Origin of the sequence: Sphingomonas sp. CFBP 13733 (genome assembly GCF_014841795.1) — a bacterium.
Lineage (GTDB): Bacteria > Pseudomonadota > Alphaproteobacteria > Sphingomonadales > Sphingomonadaceae > Sphingomonas > Sphingomonas aerolata.
In genome coordinates, this window is record NZ_JACYUP010000010.1 from 1 (window position 1) to 17,126 (window position 17,126).

The window sequence follows — 17,126 nt, forward strand, 5'->3', positions numbered from 1 at the left end:
TGCTGTTCCACTGCGATCTCTCCACCGCTCCCGGTCGATTATGGACGCCTGCCGAGTGGGCGACCTTTCTACGGGGCTATGCCGGGCATGTCGCTTTCAACAACGCGGAGCTGACGGCGTGGCCGTCGATCCTGGAACTGGCATGGCTCGATCAAGGCGTCTGGATTTTAGGAAACTGGCCGGAAGGCTGGGCGGATGCGAAGGATCGCGCATACCTATTGGACGTAGCTGCCTTTGATCCGGCGGTGTTCCCGCTAACGCCCCCGGATCAAACCCTAAGGGGGTAGCGGCTTTCCCGATATACGATCCCTTGTGACACAGGGAGGGCGCGGTGATCGGCATTTTTCAACAGCCACGACCGTTACAGGATGCCTGTCTCGATTACCGGACCCTTTAGGACAGCGCCTAAATCGCCGTTCTCAATCGGAAGGGTCGCGCATGCCACTATCACCAATCGGTCTATGAAAACGGCCGTGCTATATTGATTACTTTGCCCTCTGACAGGCATATTCAGAAATCACATCACTGATCGAGCCGTCAGTCAGCATACCCATATCGCCCGGGTTTGGGCTGTCAGCCTTAGCTTGTTCGAGGGTGTCGCCTTCGCCGAGATAGCGGAAAGTCATCGCTGCACAGTCGATTTCTCGGCGTGCATAGCTGACACCTGATTTCCCTACCCTTCGCGAAATGGCAATCAGGTTGCCGTTTTTGCCGGGGCTTACATCGAGAAGCCGGTAGCCGACACCGGGGTCGCTGGGCACATCGATGGCGTCGCCGGGTTCGGATGCCGGAGCAGGCTGTGAGGTGGCTTGCTCTAACATGTTAGCCGTTGCGTCAGCCTCCACCTCGTTTTCGGGTGCCTGCGCACAGCCCCCAACAGCGAGTGCAAGGCTAATAAGTAATAGACGCATATGATGTCCCACCGTATTTATTGAGTCGTAGGCTGTCATCGATCTATCGGCCAATCAAGACGACGAAGTCCAATGGCCTTCGGGATTGCGGGGGTGCCCACCGAAAACTTTCATTCCCAAAACTCGATTCTCAATCGGGAAGTGCGACGCTGGTTGGCCGATACGCAACGTGGAGTTCATGCCGCCAGCGCCAGTCCTGCTCCATCCTCATCGTCGTTCGCAGGTGAAACGCAACTGCGGCGCCGATTGCGGCGAACCCGTCTAGCCTTACCCTTTGTAAGTGCAGCAGAGCGAAAAGGAAGGATCGCAAGTACCGCTGAGACGCTCACTCGGCGTATTGCCCCCCATGCTACTGCTAAACCAGTAGTCGCCTCAATGACGGTGCTGATTTCGAAGGTTGTAAGCCAAATGGCTAATTCAGGGACGGCCAGGCCCGCCATGCGGATTCGATCACCGTCTTCGGCAGTTACGTGCAAGACGATCAATAACAGAACGGCGATCGCAATCGCGACGTTGCCCCGTGTAAGGCGGTTTGCCGCAACGGCGGGTAGCTGCACCATCACACTGTGCAGCGACCGTCCGATCTGTGTGTCCCCGGCCACGATCAAGGCTGCCCAGCACATCAAGAACAGAACTATCGGCGTCATATAACCGCACTCCGTTTTGCGCCTTCAAGAATATGAACATCCGACGGGTTCAGATCACTAGGATGCACAGTCCACCCCCGCCAGGTCAGCCCGGTTCTCACTCCGACAAACATTGCAGAGCCAACCAGCGATGCAAATAGTCCGACCCACAGTGCATCGAAGAGCATGAGCATCCACACGATCGGTAGTGGTTGTCCCAAAGCCAGCTTGTGGTTGGCCATGTGGAGCGCCTGCGATGGGGCGAATGCCACAGCGACCAGCACGCTGAGCATGATCGCGGCAGGCAGCAGCGACGTCATAGCGCGCTTTGGCGTCACGGACCCGTCCTCCACTAACGCGCCAATGACGTAGATCAGAAAGCCCCCCTGAATCACGGCAGAAACGATCTGGAGAGGTATATTGATCACGGGTGACAAGCCTTGCTTGCCCAGCCAGGCGAACGGCCACGCAATAGCGAACCCTATGATCAATCCCGCCGCGACGCGCAGCAGAGTTGCTGGCGGGACCAGTAGTGTTTGAGGGATCGACCTCACTGACCAGAACCGCGCGACAGCGAGCATGGCGATCATGAACCCTGCCACCTTTACGTAGCCAAAACCCCAGCGAAGTGGATCGTTAGCAAGCGCGCGGAAACGCCCGGCGGAGTCGAACATACCCAGATGGATCTCTGCGACATGCTGCATGAATTCCGGCAGCACAGCGATCCCCAGGATCAGCGGCGCGGTCACGATCGTCCGCCCGCCATGCTGATAGGTTTCGAGCACGGCGCGCCCTACACCACGTAGCGCGCTGCCGATCCCCCTTCGCGTTCCGGCTTTCTCCGCAAGTTCGATCAATCCGTTTCCCCCATTTGCGTGAAACTCAGGATGTCACCCGGCTGACAGTCGAGCACCTCGCAGATTGCCTCCAGGGTCGAGAAGCGGATCGCCTTCGCTTTGCCAGTCTTCAGGATCGATACGTTCGCCATCGTGATATCGACCGCCTGCGATAGCTCGGTCAACGTCATCCGCCGAGCCGCCAGCATGTCGTCGAATGTGACGACAACGGGCATCAGACGGTCATTGCCAGATCGTCACGCATCGCCGCACCGACGCGGAACACACGGGCAAGCACGAAGAGCATCACCACGCCGATCCAGCCGGTAAAGCCGGGAACCCATGTTGCGTGATCGATACCAAGACGATCAAGCGCGAACACGATCGCACCGAATGCGAGATCAAGCACCTGGATCGCGAACAAAGCCCAGCCAATCCGCTGAAGCCGATCTGCGTTGGCGACGATGAACGGGTCGCCCGCGCGTACCGTGTCCATAATCGACAACAGGCGGCTGAAGAGCTGGTAGACCGCGACGCAGACGACAATGCTGAGCATGCCTGTGGCCCGCAGCAAGGCGATCGTCTCAGTTACATGGCGGCCGTGATATTTTGCAGAAATCTGCGCGGACAAAGCGTCGCCGAACACGAACGAAAGGATGATTGCGATCACAAAACCGAATGCCACCACCCAGTTCAGCCAGTGCGCAAACCGTACCAATCCGTTTGCGACGACAAGAATACGATCTTGCACACAGCCCTCCGTTTATCGAAAAACGATATATATTGTTTTTCGATAAACCGTCAACTATCTTGGGAGGCAGGACAATGCCCGATCGGGCATTATCGGTTTGGGCGAGCGCTGAACCCAGAGAGCGTCTGCATTCCGCATCGGGCTACAAGAATTACTGTGGTTCAGGCTCAAAACAGCAGCAATTCCGAGACTCCGGCCAAGCCGTGATGCGGACATTTACCACTGACAGACCGGGCCAATTAGCCCTGATATCTGCGCGTTTCGGGAAGCCCAACGCCTTCTCAGAATTCGATCCTTTTTCAGAATCTGAACAATCCAGCTTGGGTTCGATCAAGCTGAGCCCCCCTGGTGCCGCGAACAATGCCTGCTGAGGTGCCGTTTGAACGGGTGCCGTTTGGTCCTTCTTGGTTCAGGCTTAAGCCGGACCAACTGGGCAAATTGACCAGATTCTTATGCGCAAATTCTTGACACAAAACGGACCAGATTAGAGAAGTACGCTGCGGGTATACCTAAAAAAGATCGGCTCTAAATCGATCGTTGTCCCAATCTGTAGCGGAGCGGGCAGGGCGGGGCTGCCGAACGTGGATGCCCCGACGTGGACCTGTCGCAGCCACTTAGGCTTTCCCGAAACTCCATCTCCGCGAAGCTATTTCGGGAAAATGATTTCGGGAACAGATTTCGGGAAAAGCGCCTTAGATGAGGGCGGGGCCGACTGAGCGACGCCAGCTATCCCACTGGCCCTTCCTTTTCGAGAAAGCTCCGGCCGCCTCAAGCACCGTTCGATATTAGAAATTTGACAGCGGAAGGAGGTAGTCGCGGAGGACCCACACGATCCAGCATACGTAACTTGACACGTAACCTGTTACCGAACACCCTTTGACGATGGTCGACTTCATCGAGTCACATGGAAGCGCATTCCTAGCGCATCGGCTGCGTCGCTCGTCGGACCGTATCGTCGATCAGATAAGTGGCGTTCTTCTCCAGCTAGGCCTCGACGTTCCACCGCGCGGCGCTTCGATGTTGTTGCTGATCGTTGAGCACCAACAGATCGGGGTGGTAGAAATCTCGCGACGCCTGCGATTGTCTCACCCTCTTATCGTTCGCATGGCACGGGAATTTCAAGAGCGCGGCTTGGTCGAGGTCAACGCTGATCCGTCCGATGGCCGACGACGGGTCTTAAGCCCGACAGACAAGGCGCGTCACGAGGCTGCCGCGCTCAGCGCTTTCAACACGGACCTCAACGCCCTGTTTGATGACCTGTTTGCGGACATCGACGCTTCTCTGATCTCAGTTCTCGATCGCTTCGACGCCCAGCTTGATGCGTCATCGATCCCAATGCGCCTCGCCGCTCTCAAATCGACCATGGAGTAATCGATGTCCCGCCGTCACCATGCCCTCATGATGCTCCTCCCTTTTTTAGCTTTATCCGTGCCACCGTCTGCCGGTGCTCAAACGGCTACGGCCACGGCTACGCCTGCACTGGCTTCGAACCTCGACGCAGCCGCACGTCGTGAGATTGTGGCGCACTTGTCGACCGAGTTGCGCAGAAAATACATATATCCGGTTGTCGGTGAGAAGGGGGCCGCCGCGATCACCGGCGCCGCAACCTCAGGCGCCTACGATCGGATTGTGGACCTGCCCGCGTTCACCACACGACTGACCGACGACCTACGCGGCGTCATGACCGACAAGCATCTGATGGTGTTCGACACAACCAGCCGACCAGAGCTGAGCGTCGCGTTGCTGCCAGACGGCGAGGCCGGGATCGTCCGCGCTGATCGGCTGCCCGGCGGGATCGGCTACCTCCAAATCGACGGGTTCGCCAATCCCTGGGCGTTCAAACCCGCGCTCGACCGCGCCATGGCGGGGTTGAAGGGCAGTCGCGCCTTGATCCTCGACGTGCGCAGCAACGGTGGCGGCGATCCGGCGTCGGTAAGCTACCTGGTCAGCTATCTCGTGCCAGCGGGCAAGCGGATCGGGATCAGCAGCATCATCTGGCGTAAGGCGGGTACGACCAACCTCACGCGCAAGCCCTTCTTCAGCGAGCCGACCCCTGTCAGCTTCGCCGGTGTGCCCGCCTATGTCCTTACGAGCGGCAACACCTTTTCGGGCGGCGAGGAGCTCGCCTACGACATGCAGACGCTAAAGCTCGGCACCGTGGTCGGCGAGGTGACCGGTGGCGGCGCGAACCCTGGGGAGCGTGTTTCGATCGGGCGCGGTGTCACGGCGTTTATCCCTGCTGGTCGTGCCGAAAGCCCCGTTACCGGATCGAATTGGGAAGGACGTGGCGTGCAGCCCGATCTCAAGGTCCCCGCCGCCGATGCGCTCGCGACTACGCTGCGCCGCCTCGGTCAAGCGCCCGCTGCCGCTACGATCGAAGCGGCATCACCCGTCTCAGTCTTCACGCCCCGGACCGTGCCGCTCAAGGGCGGGGAGGCGATGCTGCGCCGTCTTCTGGCCGGCCGTGCCGCGCCCGAGCCTGATTACACGTTGCTGCCACCGGACATCTTGGATGCAGGCCGCGCAGCGTTTGTGGACGCACATCGCCGCCTACAGCCGCTCGGCGTTCCACAGGCCATCCGCTTTCGACGGCCTGATGGGTTTGGGTACGACGAGTTCAGCCTCGTCTACCCCGATCACACCTTGCTCGTCGCGATCGGGCTCGACCCGGCCGGTAAGTTTAAGGACCTCATTGGCCCTGATCCTAGCAAGTAAGGATCACGCTGCGCCTCTAGCGAAACTGGAACGGGATGGAGGCGCGGCGACTGCGAACGGAGACAAACCAATGCTTTTCCGCAAGCCAGCCATGTTATTGCCCCGAATGATGCCGAAGATGGATGCGACATGGCCGCCCTCAATCAACCCGGAAGTTGACGCCATGTTGGGAGGTGAGGCCGTGCTAGTATGGAATGCTTCATGGTAATTGACGTGATCGCTGCGGTCGTGACTGCCTCTTTTGCAGCATCAAGTGGTCAGACTGTCATTACACCGAAGATGACTGATTTCGATCTTGAAAAAGTTCACCATAAAGACGCAACATGCGTGGAACGCAGCTCGTCAGAGGAAGTAATCGTTTGCGCTCCTAAGAACATGAACATCTGGATATCTCAAGCCGATAAGGCCAGATACGCACCAAAGCCGCTTCGCGGAGAGTTCGCTGGACCGCTCAATGCGGAAACAAAGGTCCATGTTATTCAAGGCTCAAGCCCAATAGCCGTGGCACCTGCCGCAGCAGTAACTTTCAAGTGGCGGTTCTGATTAAATAATTCAGGCGACTTAGGTAATAATAAAATTCACTGGATTAGAACGAGCAAATTCAAAGTCTAATGTAAACAGGTGTTCTTGAAAGTTACTTAGCACATGGTTCTCTGGATACTTGTTGCTCTGCAAACAGCGCCGGCTCTATCCGATGCTCAAAATTTCGACCTTGCAAATATACCGCGCCGTCGCAGCGCCGCGATGTCGGCCCTCACTGTCGAACGATGCAACGATGACGTGTCGGGTGACGAAATTGTCGTCTGTGGAAGAAAAAAAGGAAATTATAGATCGCCGCTTCCAGAGGAACGGGTAAGCGACCGAGGTCGATCCGTTGGTGAAGCAATGACAGGTTCAGATGCTTTAAGACCTGCTGGCCGATGTGGCATCTTCGAAGGCGAAAGGCGCTGCAACAGGCAGGAGGCGGCTCAGTACGGATATGGTAACGGTCGTGATCCAATTACGGTACTAAGCCGCATCGCCGGAAAGATATTTAATCCAGACGCTAACTAGGCCTTGATCCACGGATACCATGGCGCTTCTTTGCAAGCTCTCCTATTAAAACTACCCGCTTTTCGGCAACGCAGATAGAAAGATCGTGCTTGACGCTTTCCTTCATCGAAAGGCGGACTTCTTTTGAAAGAGTCTTTTCGTCGGTCGCGGCAATTCGATATGCCAACTGATCGGCACAGGCATCAAACGCTCCGCAACCAAGAGCGTCTATTTCCCGATCGCCGCTTGAGGTCTTGGTAATGCAGCGTAGCTTGCTTCCCCGGATTGCATACTTACCTGTCCAATGGGACAACCGCTGCCCGACGACCACGATTTCCTTTTGCTCGGATTCGACAGTGACTTGTTGAGCCACGAGCAAAGCAGTCATTAGAATCAGCATGTACTCTCCGGCTTACCCGCCTGTTGGCTACAAGCGACGATGCAGCGAACGATATCAGGTGCGGCATTGAACGCCAGCTTTCTCGAAATTTGCTCCCTTGTGAGACGGCCTGAGCTGTCCCGTTCGCCGTTCGTTTGTAGGAAAGCCGGCTCGGTCGCTATCGTCCATTAGCAGATGTGACGATCGTGGCCGGGGCCGACCCTAATTGCGTCAAAGGAGCGTGGGCACTGTCGTGTATCGGACGATGCGGCTAGCGCCTTCGCCCCTTCACGGCAGCTAACGCTACCGTCGCCTCGAACGCCGGGCTGTGGCTCCGTCGCGGTCGCTTGCTTATCTTGCCTCCTGCTCGCGGCCAGCATGGCCGCTGTCAGATCAGCAATCCACCTATCCCTGCTGTTCAGATTCCCTGAGTCACCTCTCTCCGGCGCGACCTCACGGAGTCCTGCTCTTAGCTTCGTGCATAGTGTAGTCCTGTCGATACTTCTCCTGCTCCGCCAATGGCGGGACACGAAGCGCCTTGCGCATGGCATCGGATATAAGGTTGCGGTCGTAAGGCTCTTGAGTTGCCGGGCTGCCCTTGGGTGCCGTGAATTGGGTACCCAGCACTTGCGGTCTGCCAATGGCCCGAAGATATCTGTCGAGCGTCGCTGCAGATATCCAGATCGCTCCCGCATTCCCTCTAGCTGCAGCTACCATTGATAATAGGTGGGCCTTTAAATAATCATCAGCTTTGCTGCCATGCTGAAATATAAAGGCCGCGTGGTAAAAGTCTTCGCCACTTTGAAGCGCCCCGGAGTCTAGCAGTTCTTGCGTGCGTCGCCTGCGTTTTTCGTCCGCTGGCCCGACAACGGACCGATTGATATGCTCAGCTTGGCGATCGGCTTGATCAGCATCAAATATGTGAGTCATTTCTACGTTTGTCTTGCGTAAGATCTCCCGCGTGTAGGCTGTCTTGGCGTCCCATGGTCCTAGTTGCGCTTCGTTACTCGACGTTTTTTCAAAGTCAAAAGGATCGAAGTCCGGCCCCATAAAGGTAACGGAAATATGTCCTACCTGCGCGCAACGAACGCGGAGTATGTCAGGCGTTGAATTGGGCTCAGGATCCTCAAAGCTGAGGATAAGGTCACCATCATTGACGTGCGCTTCGCTAGCCACACGTCGAACCACGTGGCCATCTATGTTTGAGAAGGTGTCGCCATCAAACTCAAAATGATCGGGCCGGGTCCATATTGCTGTTGTGCCAGTCGAGTTGTTTTCAATTTCCAGTTTGAAAATCGTCTGTCCGCTAGCCTTTGTGGTCCATGCTCCTGTCGCACAGGGCGGTGTAGACACTGAAGCGGCAGCTAGTAGGATAGGAAGCATCATAAGTATTCGTTTATCCCTCAAGAGCTAAAGATGCGATCGGGCGCGACGCTGAGCTTCGCAAGTGCGTCCTGCTGGGCGGTTAAGTCCTGCTTGTCAGTGGAGCAGCAGGCATATCCGATCAGCGTGTGGGTCATGTTCGATTGTGTAACGTAAAAGGGCCCCTCAACGCAAAGATAGTATCATCTATGTCAGGTTCGGCTTTTGGCGGCTTCCCGCGCTGTAAACGCGTACGGTACGTGGCGGCCTTCTGATCGCGCTAATAGTCATCGTTACCAGCCCCGCCATTTTTACTTTGGATCGATTACGATAACACCGACGCCTTCTCCACCGCCCTTCATTTTTGAAAGCCGATCTTGCCGTCCACCTGGTGCCCTGCCACGCTAAGGACATCGGCGTTTTGGGCTCTGGTCAAGCAGCGGCAGCGACGGCGAAGTCCCGAATGTCGCAGGAGGATCGACGTGAGATTAGAAAAGGTGCTTGGCGGCGTTCTCATGACGCTGCTGCTTGGCATGGCGCCAGCGCGCCGCGCGCTCACGATCGACGACGTTCTCGATACCGTTGCGCTCGACCGAGTGACACCATCCCCGGATGGGGAGTGGGTGGCCGCCGTAGTCCCACGGCCTGCACGTGCGGGGGAGACGGCGGGGCGCAATGCCTACGAAACCGATCCCTCGCGGTCCGACGTCTGGCTGGTTTCACGTCGAACTGGCGAGCGGCGCAATCTGTCCAACGGCGCGGCAAACGCTGCGGGCTTTTGGTGCGCAACCTGGTCGCCTGATGGACGGATGCTTGCGATGCTTTCGACCAGTCCAGAGGGCGTCGAGCCTCGCGGTGGCGACAACGTCAGGCTCTACGTGTGGGACCGCGCTGGCGGACATCTCCGCCGATTGTCTTCAGCTGCTGTCATGACTCAGGGCCGCTACGGGTCGGGCCTTTACCCGCTCGACGTGCGTGGCGGCGCTGACGGCGGGTCTATCGCGCACACGTGCCGCTCGGACGACGAAAATGCCGGTTTCGCTTGGCTTGACGATCATCGATTGGTCGCACTGATGTTGCCGTCAGGTCAGGTTTCCGCACTGTTGGACCAGTATGGCCGCCCGTTCGATGAGGTGGTGCGGACGCGTGCGGCCCTACGAGACGGGCGTACGCCGACCGTCACGGCGGTTGGCAGCGGGGAGGCGCGTGTCCCCCGCGATGAGGCGCAGTGGCGCGCGACACTAACGATCGTAGATGCGCGGAGCGGTATTACGGCTCCAGTAGCTGACGTGCCGATCTATCCCTTCTCGGGCGAACTGACGGTATCGATTGCACCAGATCTGCGGCGAATTTCAATTTTAGCGCCGGTACGAAAGCTGCCCTTCACGAACGGCGTCGCCCCACCATTCAATAATGGCGATTGGCATGTCGAAAAGCGGCTAGGCGTGGTCGATCTCACATCGAACGCGCCAGTACGGTGGGTTGCCCTGCCTTCTGCGGCGAGGTTGCCGCTGGAAATGCTCGATTGGTCGCCTGATAGTCGACATGCCGCATTCCGCGCGCGCAGTGCGGTTTCGGACCGAACTAGTACGGCGTTCGTGCTGGACGCCGCTTCGGTAGCCGTCGACGGGATCGGCAAAGGCCTCGTGACAACGACCTCGTCGCTCGGTCAGAAAGCCGGGCGGCCGATCGCGCTTTGGAGCGACGCAAAACACCTACTTCTTCGCGCACGCCAAAAAGATGGGAAACGGGATGATTGGTGGCTTGCGACCCGTGAACGCGCCCCGGTAAATGTTACTGCGGCGCTGACGGCAAGCCCTGCCACTTTCCGTCGGCGTACTGATGGCGTGTTAACGGCTGCGGCCGATGGTCGCCTTGCCAAACTAGACCCTAAATCTGCCTCGCTTATCCCGATCGGCAATGCATTGCGAAAGGACGCCGCGATCCTGTTCCCTGAAGATCCGGCGCAGCGGACGTCTACGGTCTTGCTCACCACGAACGGAATCTTCGACGAAATCGATGCGACAAATGGGCGTCTCGTTGCCACGGCGCGCCTTGCGCCGAGTGAAATTCATGGGTTCAACAATCGCGGTTTGATTTGGAGCGAACAGACGGCAGCGGGTCTATTCCTACGGGACACTCGTCTGGAAAGTGGTGCCCAGCGGGACCTGTTGACGCTCGACCGTCATCTCGATGCGGTAGCGTGGGGCGAACGACGGATTATCGACTATAGCTCTACGGTTGGAACCCCGCTTAAAGCAGCGGTGATACTTCCCCCTGATTACAGGCCCGGCCGGCGCTATCCTGTGCTTACCTGGGTCTATGGCGGGTATCAGGTGAGCGGATTGGATGATTTCTGGCTAAACCGCTATGCCCCCGGGATCTACAATCTCCAGCTCTACGCAGCGCACGGTTATGTCGTACTGGTTCCATCGATTCCAACTGCGCGCGACGGTAAGGAGGATGTGTACGCCTCGTTTCCCAGCGGTGTAATGCCTGCGATCGACAAACTTGTTGCCCTTGGCATCGCAGATCCAGATCGGGTTGCTGTGATGGGGCAGAGTTTTGGCGGCTACACCGTTTATGCGCTCGTCTCACAAAGCGACCGTTTTCGCGCCGCAATCGCGGTAGCGGGGATTACTGACCCGGCCCAAGCATGGGGTCAGTTTGACCCCGCCGCACGCGGCTATCCCGGTTTCGAAGACGAAAAGTCGGCGAACTGGTCAATCTACGAAAACGCTTACGGGGATATGCCGCCTTATGCTGCGTCCGAACGATGGGCGCGCGGGTCTGCTCTGGCCCATGTTGATCGCGTTAATACTCCGCTGCTTATGATCCACGGCGAACTCGACCTGCGCGATCCGCTCGCGCAGGTGGAACCATTCTTTTTCGCCTTGAGCCGTCAGGGAAAAACCGCCCGATTGCTACGCTACTGGGGCGAAAACCATAGTTTGGCCGCCTCGCCTGCCAACGTTCGTGACGTGTATGGCGAGACGCTAGCGTGGCTGGACCGCTACACCGCGCCGAATCCGGCGCCGCATTAACGGGCTCTAGAGCGGTTGGTTTCAATCTGGAGATTAAAGGGTCGCCGCTCGTTGTGTTTGAATTACAGATCGTCGGATTGTTCAAATGTTACTCGTCTGCTTTTCCAAACCAGACATTCCCAAAATTCCATCCCAATTGAGATGGCGGGTGCCGATTAGACAAAGTCATTCATGTGACGCGCCGGGGATGGCCATTATCGCCTTAAGCCGCCGTTTGATGATGAATGATTTCCGTCTCCGGCTTGTAATCAACTTAAGGTTGTAAGCTTGCTGCCGATCCCTCACCGGTGTTCTATGAATCTAACCCTACATTTAACGAGGTGGAGTCTTTTCCTAAAGAGTGACAGGGCGTCAGGCGTTTCCAATCGTTGATCAAATTCCCAATTCGCATAGTAAGCGGCTTGATCGGCGGGATAAATCTTCCATCATAGAGTTGTTGAACGACAGATCGCGGGATGAGAGTTGGATCATGAAGCACGCTTGGACTGTATTTGCAGCAGGAGCAGCGGTCTGTACCGTTCCTTCCTTCTTTTGTGGTGCGCACGCGCAAGCGACGTTAGCTGAATTTGCCAAGCTTGAGCTAAAGACCGGGGCAGCCTCCGATCCAGTACCCCAGATGGCCGAATTCAGAGAGCCTGAAGGATGGAGCGTCGAGCGGCGCGAGCAGGCAACCATCCTCCGCCCTGCCGAGCGGGCCAACTTCATCGCCATTGTTGAGGTCGGCGCGCAGCCAAACGCCGCTACTGCGGCCGCGTCGGCATGGCAGGTGCTTGGTCCTAGCCGACCTTGGCCCGTTCGTCTTGTTTCAAATCGCGCTGGGCGAGATGGATGGGATGCAAGTGCCATTGTCGACTATCAGGTCCCGCCATCGCTGCACACGGTGGTTGTGGCTGCCCCACACTTGAGCAAGGGCCGGTGGACTGTGCTGATCCAAAGCTCTGCGGAGGACGTCGCCGAGCGACGCGGTGCAGCATTCGGCTTAGTATGGGACACGCTGCAGCCCGCTGGCTACGTCAGGGAGAGCTTCGCAGGCAGGCATGCCCATAAGCTGGACGCTGAGCGCGTGCAAAGCATTGAGGCGTTCGTGACCGACGCCATGAAGCGGCTTGAAATCCCGGGTGCTGCCCTGGCTCTGATCCAAGATCGCCAGATCGTTTATGAAGGTGGTCTCGGCATCCGTGAGGTGAGGCGACCAGAGCAGATCGATATGCATACCCGGTTCCTAGTGGCATCAAACACGAAGGGGATGACGACATTGCTCCTCGCCAAGCTGGTTGATGAGAGGCGTCTGTCGTGGGATCAGCCGGTTGTCAGGGCATATCCGGCCTTCAAGCTGGGTGACCGCGACCTCACATCCCGGGTGCTCGTCAGACACCTGATCTGCGCATGCACTGGCCTTCCTCGGCGAGATTTTGAATGGACCTTCGGGAGATCACGCGAAACGCCAGCCTCGATCGTATTCAGCGAACTGGCGACGACTAACCCCACCAGCGGCTTCGGCTCGACTTTTCAATACAGCAATACACTGGCAGCGGCAGCAGGCTACGTCGCAGGGCATGTGCTGTATCCCGACGAGGAGATCGGGGCTGCCTACGATCGTGCGATGCGGGACAAGGTGTTCAGGCCGTTGGGCATGGCAGATACCACATTCTCGACTGATATCGCTTTGTCCGGTGATCATGCATCGCCACACGGGGAAGACCTTGATGGTGCAAACGTACCGGCCAACCCGGCATTTGAGTATCTGATTGCTCCCTACCGGCCGGCCGGCGGTGCCTGGTCGTCTGTGCATGACATGGCCTTGTATGTCAGGAACGAGCTTCTCTCTGGCACCTCCCCCGAGGGGCGCCAGCTCTTTTCGCGGGCAAACGTGGACGAACGACGAAAGCCGGGCGTGTCGATCGGCAAGAATAGCCGTTACGGACTAGGGCTGGTCGAAGATACCACATGGGGGGTGCCTGTATTCCACCATGGCGGTGGCATGCCGGGCTACCAGTCAGATGTGATCTTCATTCCTCAAGCTGGAATCGGGGCCGTGCTTCTTACCAACGCAGACAGCGGCAGCCAGTTGCTGGCACCGTTCATGCGAAGGTTGCTGGAGGTTCTGTATGACGGCGTTCCCCAGGCGCAAAGTGATGTGGAGAGTGCTGCCGCCATGCGGCTTGGCAAGTTGCGGCAACGCAGGGCCGAGTTGACTACGCCGCCAGACGCACTTCATCTGAAGCGGGAATATAGGAGCCCCGAGCTAGGTCGGTTGATCGTGCGGGCCGCGGGGGGGCGGCGCATTTTTCATTTTACTGGATGGGAGAGTGAGGTCGCATCCAAGCGCAACTCAGATGGCACCACGTCCTACGTTACGGTCGCACCTGCAAGCGGTGGTTATGAATTCGCGACAGACTCCGGGCCGGGGAACCAGTCGCTAGTGATCCAGGATGGCCAGCACGAGTACCCTTATGAAGCGGTGAATGATTGAGCCGGTTTGGATCATCATCTTCATCTCGTGAGATTGGGGCATATCCAGCTTTGGTTGATGTTTGAGTGAGGGACATTGCCACGCATAACTAACCGACCGGCAGATCATACGCGGGAAGCGGTCATCTTGGTGAGGCTCAGCGAAGGGCCGCTTTGTCCCATATCACGCCATTTGGAACGGCTGAGGCCGTCCCGTTATTTGATCCTTTTTGAGAATCTGAACAATTCAGCTTGGGTTCGATCAAGCTGAGACCCCCCTGGTGCCGCGAACAATGCCTCCTGAGGTGCCGTTTGAACGGGTGCCGTTTGGTCCTTTTTGGTTCAGGCTTAAGCCGGACCAACTGGGCAAATTGACCAGATTCTTATGCGTAAATTTTTGCCGCAAAACAGACCAGATTAGAGAAGTACGCTGCGGGTATACCTAAGATGCACTGGTATCGCGTCAATCAACAACGCCATCTGCTGATGGTAGGGCAGGGGGCTAACTGCTGCTGGGCCGGCGAGAGTTATCTGTGCGAACGATTGCCCGCCCGACGCGGTGCGAGGTTGCATGCTGGTGTCCGTCATAGCCCCGGCTCTTTTTCGCGGTAGGCATCCGACTTGATCGTGCTTGCCGTGCCCCCAAAGATCTCCAGAGGGCTGGCGTGTCCTGTCGAGCGGCTCTCACCATCCCCGGAGTATGGGGGGCAAGAGAACCGCCTCTCAAAAAGTCCCCGGACGTTCCGAATCTTCCGCCTCCGTTTCGAACAACTGCTTAAGCTTCGCGGTTGGGAACTCCACGCTTACGCCGCGGAATTTCATTTCGTCGAACATCAGGTTGGCGACCACGAACATCTTGGGTGCGCGTTCCTCGAGGATGCCGATCGTCCGTTCCCATAAACTGGCGGTTATGGCGGTCAGCGCTCTGTTAAGTTCGGCCGCATCCTGCCCAATGGGAGGACAATCCATGAGAAGCAGAACCCGTAGGAGTTCCTCTCCCTTCTTCCGGTCGGACCGAGACGAGTCCGATCGTTCATACGCCACGGAGGCATATCGAGCCCAGGCCGCGACGTCGTTGATCTTCAACGTAATAGGGTCGAACGTCATCTGCTCCGCAAGGGTACCCGCCATCAGAATGCAGACACGATCCCCGAGGTACGAGCGGATGTCCGCAGTATGTGCGAGCGGACGCACGATGTTCATCGCACAGTGCCCGAGAAAGTTTTCCCGATCGGTGAAGCGGATCGTGATGCCCTGCACGTCGGCACCGAACTGCTGGGCTAGCAGGAAGTGGCCAAGCTCATGAAGGCAGAGCTTGAAGACGTCCGTACGATCGTTGGGATGCATCGGAATCTCGAAGTCGTCTTCGTTCGGCAAGGGTACTCTCCAGCGGGTCGCAGCAGAACGATCACCATCTCTTGGCGACCGAATGAAGCCTCGGACTGTGCGGCTCTCAGCCGCCCGTCAAGGCGGTCCAATCCTTGAAGGCCAGCTCGCCGTCCGCACATCAAGAGCTCTCCTGCTCGCCGAGACAGTGTTGGGCAGAAGAAACAGCACGCTAACGACGCGACGGCGCCATCCAAAAGCTGCGTTCTCCGACGTGTATGCGAACGCCACGTTCTGGCAACGGGCTTCTTGGTACGAGGCGAAAGCAGGTCGGTTCTGCGGTGGCTTCCAGCCACAGGAATCGATGCGGACACGGGCAAATACCCCTACATGGCCCAATGCGGCATCGCCCGATCGCGGCGGTGCAACCTACCCTCGTAGGTCTTCGCGCGCGGGGCGAGATCGCAGCCAAGCGCGACGACCTTACCCGGCCCTCGTTCGACAACGCTGGATGAATTCGTCTGGGAAGGAGATGCGCGGCTTTCTTCCACTGTCGTCGATGCTGTAGGTGAAGATAGCGATCCCCGCATCGCCGACCGCCGCAGTCATGATCGGCTTCAACGGTCGTTCATCGGGAATGAGCAGCACCTGCTGCGGAGCCCCGGCTATGTTTACCAGGCGAGGATAGAGTCTGAGCTGCCCGACGGCTTCGTAGATACACTGCGCCGATGTGCCGGTCTTAATCTCAATGAGGAGATTGGCCGGTTCGATCATCGCGTCAACGCAGTAGCCGTTGGCCTTGGGCTTCTTGAGCTCGGGGCCGACTAGCTTCTTAAGAGCATGGTACACGTAGCCCTGAAGCGCTCGGACCTCGGTCGTGCCCCCGGGCTGCGTCCGCGTCGTCAGGCGTCCCTTCTCGTCTGCACCGTACGTCGGCCTGTTCTCGTTTGCCGCCTCCGCATCCGCATCCGCAACCATCCGGCCTCCGCCCGCCATGCTGCGAGCCAGCGCACAGGCGTTGGTGAAGGCGGATGCCTGAGCCATGATCCTCTCGGGGGCAGCATCGAGATCCGCTACGACGTACCAGCGTCTTTCAGATCTCTCGTCACCCAGGAACAGGGGAACGTCGGGTAGGCCGCTGAGCTCGGCGAACCGCTCGATCACGAAGCCAGAGATCTTGTTCGCAGTGAGCCTGCCCTCCCGGAGGAGATGTCGTCGTCCTTCTTCGTCCGTGGCGAGTACCGTCGCAGGACCCTTGTCTCGCTTGGACGCATTGGGAACGACGATCTTCACCGTCGAGGAGTCCGTCTCCGGATCGTACCCCAGCATCACCTCCCTGGTTATCTCTCCAGGTCTGCCATGTCCGTAGTTGGTGAACACGACGCCGCTGCCCTCGATGATCCAGCCGTAATCCGCGAGCCTGGCGTTCCCGATCAGCGTGTCCGCCCAGAAACGGAAGGCGGCCGTACATTCCGACTGGTTGCTGACGATCTGCATGGGTCGGTTCTCGATAGCTGCTGACGGGAGGGTGCGAAAGCCCGATGGACCAGCGTGTCATCCTACAGATCGAGGTACAAGTACCTCGGACCGATTGCGAGCCGGGTGACGCGACCGGATCGATGACGCGTGGAAGCGGGATGGACGATTAGGACACGCGGGGATACCCGCGACCTCGAACCGTCACGCCTCCATC

The 17,126-nt window shown here is 58.0% G+C and carries 15 protein-coding genes; 6 read left to right on the forward strand and 9 right to left on the reverse strand.

What is annotated here, in order from left to right:
• A partial coding sequence (locus tag IFT71_RS21255; RefSeq protein WP_206757467.1) for a hypothetical protein occupies positions 1–287 on the forward strand: 287 nt, incomplete at its 5' end.
• A 198-nt stretch (positions 288–485) separates the two neighbouring features.
• Here IFT71_RS21255 and IFT71_RS19260 read toward each other — a convergent pair.
• The 5 genes from IFT71_RS19260 to IFT71_RS21645 all read right to left on the reverse strand — a co-directional run bounded on the left by IFT71_RS19260 (position 486) and on the right by IFT71_RS21645 (position 3,124).
• Positions 486–950 carry a hypothetical protein gene (locus tag IFT71_RS19260; protein ID WP_192099906.1) on the reverse strand — a complete coding sequence of 155 codons (465 nt, stop codon included), beginning with the start codon at positions 948–950 and terminating at the stop codon, positions 486–488.
• Between the two features lie 137 nt (positions 951–1,087).
• Positions 1,088–1,558, reverse strand: a complete 471-nt coding sequence (locus IFT71_RS19265) for a hypothetical protein (RefSeq protein WP_192142982.1) — start codon at positions 1,556–1,558, stop codon at positions 1,088–1,090.
• The gene (locus IFT71_RS19270; RefSeq protein WP_192099904.1) at positions 1,555–2,394 is read right to left on the reverse strand and encodes a hypothetical protein; all 840 of its coding nucleotides are present in this window, start codon (positions 2,392–2,394) and stop codon (positions 1,555–1,557) included. Before IFT71_RS19270 ends, IFT71_RS19265 begins: the two co-directional genes overlap by 4 nt.
• Positions 2,391–2,609, reverse strand: coding sequence for a helix-turn-helix domain-containing protein (locus tag IFT71_RS19275; RefSeq protein WP_192142984.1), 219 nt, complete (start codon positions 2,607–2,609; stop codon positions 2,391–2,393). The genes IFT71_RS19270 and IFT71_RS19275 overlap by 4 nt, the downstream gene beginning before the upstream one ends.
• Positions 2,609–3,124, reverse strand: coding sequence for a DUF2975 domain-containing protein (locus tag IFT71_RS21645; protein ID WP_192099902.1), 516 nt, complete (start codon positions 3,122–3,124; stop codon positions 2,609–2,611). Before IFT71_RS21645 ends, IFT71_RS19275 begins: the two co-directional genes overlap by 1 nt.
• An 882-nt stretch (positions 3,125–4,006) precedes the next feature.
• Here IFT71_RS21645 and IFT71_RS19285 point away from each other — a divergent pair.
• The 3 genes from IFT71_RS19285 to IFT71_RS19295 all read left to right on the forward strand — a co-directional run bounded on the left by IFT71_RS19285 (position 4,007) and on the right by IFT71_RS19295 (position 6,382).
• Complete coding sequence (locus tag IFT71_RS19285) at positions 4,007–4,495, forward strand: MarR family winged helix-turn-helix transcriptional regulator (protein WP_244655068.1); 489 nt, start codon at positions 4,007–4,009, stop codon at positions 4,493–4,495.
• A 30-nt stretch (positions 4,496–4,525) separates the two neighbouring features.
• Positions 4,526–5,839: a S41 family peptidase gene (locus tag IFT71_RS19290; RefSeq protein ID WP_274602355.1), complete on the forward strand. Its 1,314-nt coding sequence runs from the start codon at positions 4,526–4,528 to the stop codon at positions 5,837–5,839.
• 201 nt (positions 5,840–6,040) lie between these two features.
• A complete protein-coding gene (locus IFT71_RS19295; protein WP_192142992.1) occupies positions 6,041–6,382 on the forward strand; it encodes a hypothetical protein in 342 nt (113 codons plus the stop codon).
• Positions 6,383–6,884: 502 nt separating this feature from the next.
• Here IFT71_RS19295 and IFT71_RS19300 read toward each other — a convergent pair.
• Both IFT71_RS19300 and IFT71_RS21185 read right to left on the reverse strand, forming a co-directional pair.
• Complete coding sequence (locus IFT71_RS19300; RefSeq protein WP_192142994.1) at positions 6,885–7,271, reverse strand: hypothetical protein; 387 nt, start codon at positions 7,269–7,271, stop codon at positions 6,885–6,887.
• Between the two features lie 432 nt (positions 7,272–7,703).
• Entirely contained in the window at positions 7,704–8,636 is a 933-nt protein-coding gene (locus tag IFT71_RS21185; RefSeq protein WP_197976238.1) for a hypothetical protein, read from the reverse strand.
• A gap of 491 nt (positions 8,637–9,127) precedes the next feature.
• Between IFT71_RS21185 and IFT71_RS19310 the strand changes: the two genes are divergently transcribed.
• Entirely contained in the window at positions 9,128–11,656 is a 2,529-nt protein-coding gene (locus IFT71_RS19310) for a prolyl oligopeptidase family serine peptidase (protein ID WP_192142996.1), read from the forward strand.
• 469 nt (positions 11,657–12,125) lie between these two features.
• Positions 12,126–14,129, forward strand: a complete 2,004-nt coding sequence (locus tag IFT71_RS19315) for a serine hydrolase domain-containing protein (RefSeq protein ID WP_192142998.1) — start codon at positions 12,126–12,128, stop codon at positions 14,127–14,129.
• Between the two features lie 701 nt (positions 14,130–14,830).
• Here IFT71_RS19315 and IFT71_RS19320 read toward each other — a convergent pair.
• Positions 14,831–15,484 (reverse strand): hypothetical protein, encoded by a 654-nt coding sequence (locus tag IFT71_RS19320; RefSeq protein ID WP_192143000.1) that lies wholly within the window; start codon positions 15,482–15,484, stop codon positions 14,831–14,833.
• A gap of 432 nt (positions 15,485–15,916) precedes the next feature.
• A complete protein-coding gene (locus IFT71_RS19325; RefSeq protein ID WP_192143002.1) occupies positions 15,917–16,930 on the reverse strand; it encodes a hypothetical protein in 1,014 nt (337 codons plus the stop codon).
• Between the last annotated feature and the right edge of the window lie 196 nt (positions 16,931–17,126).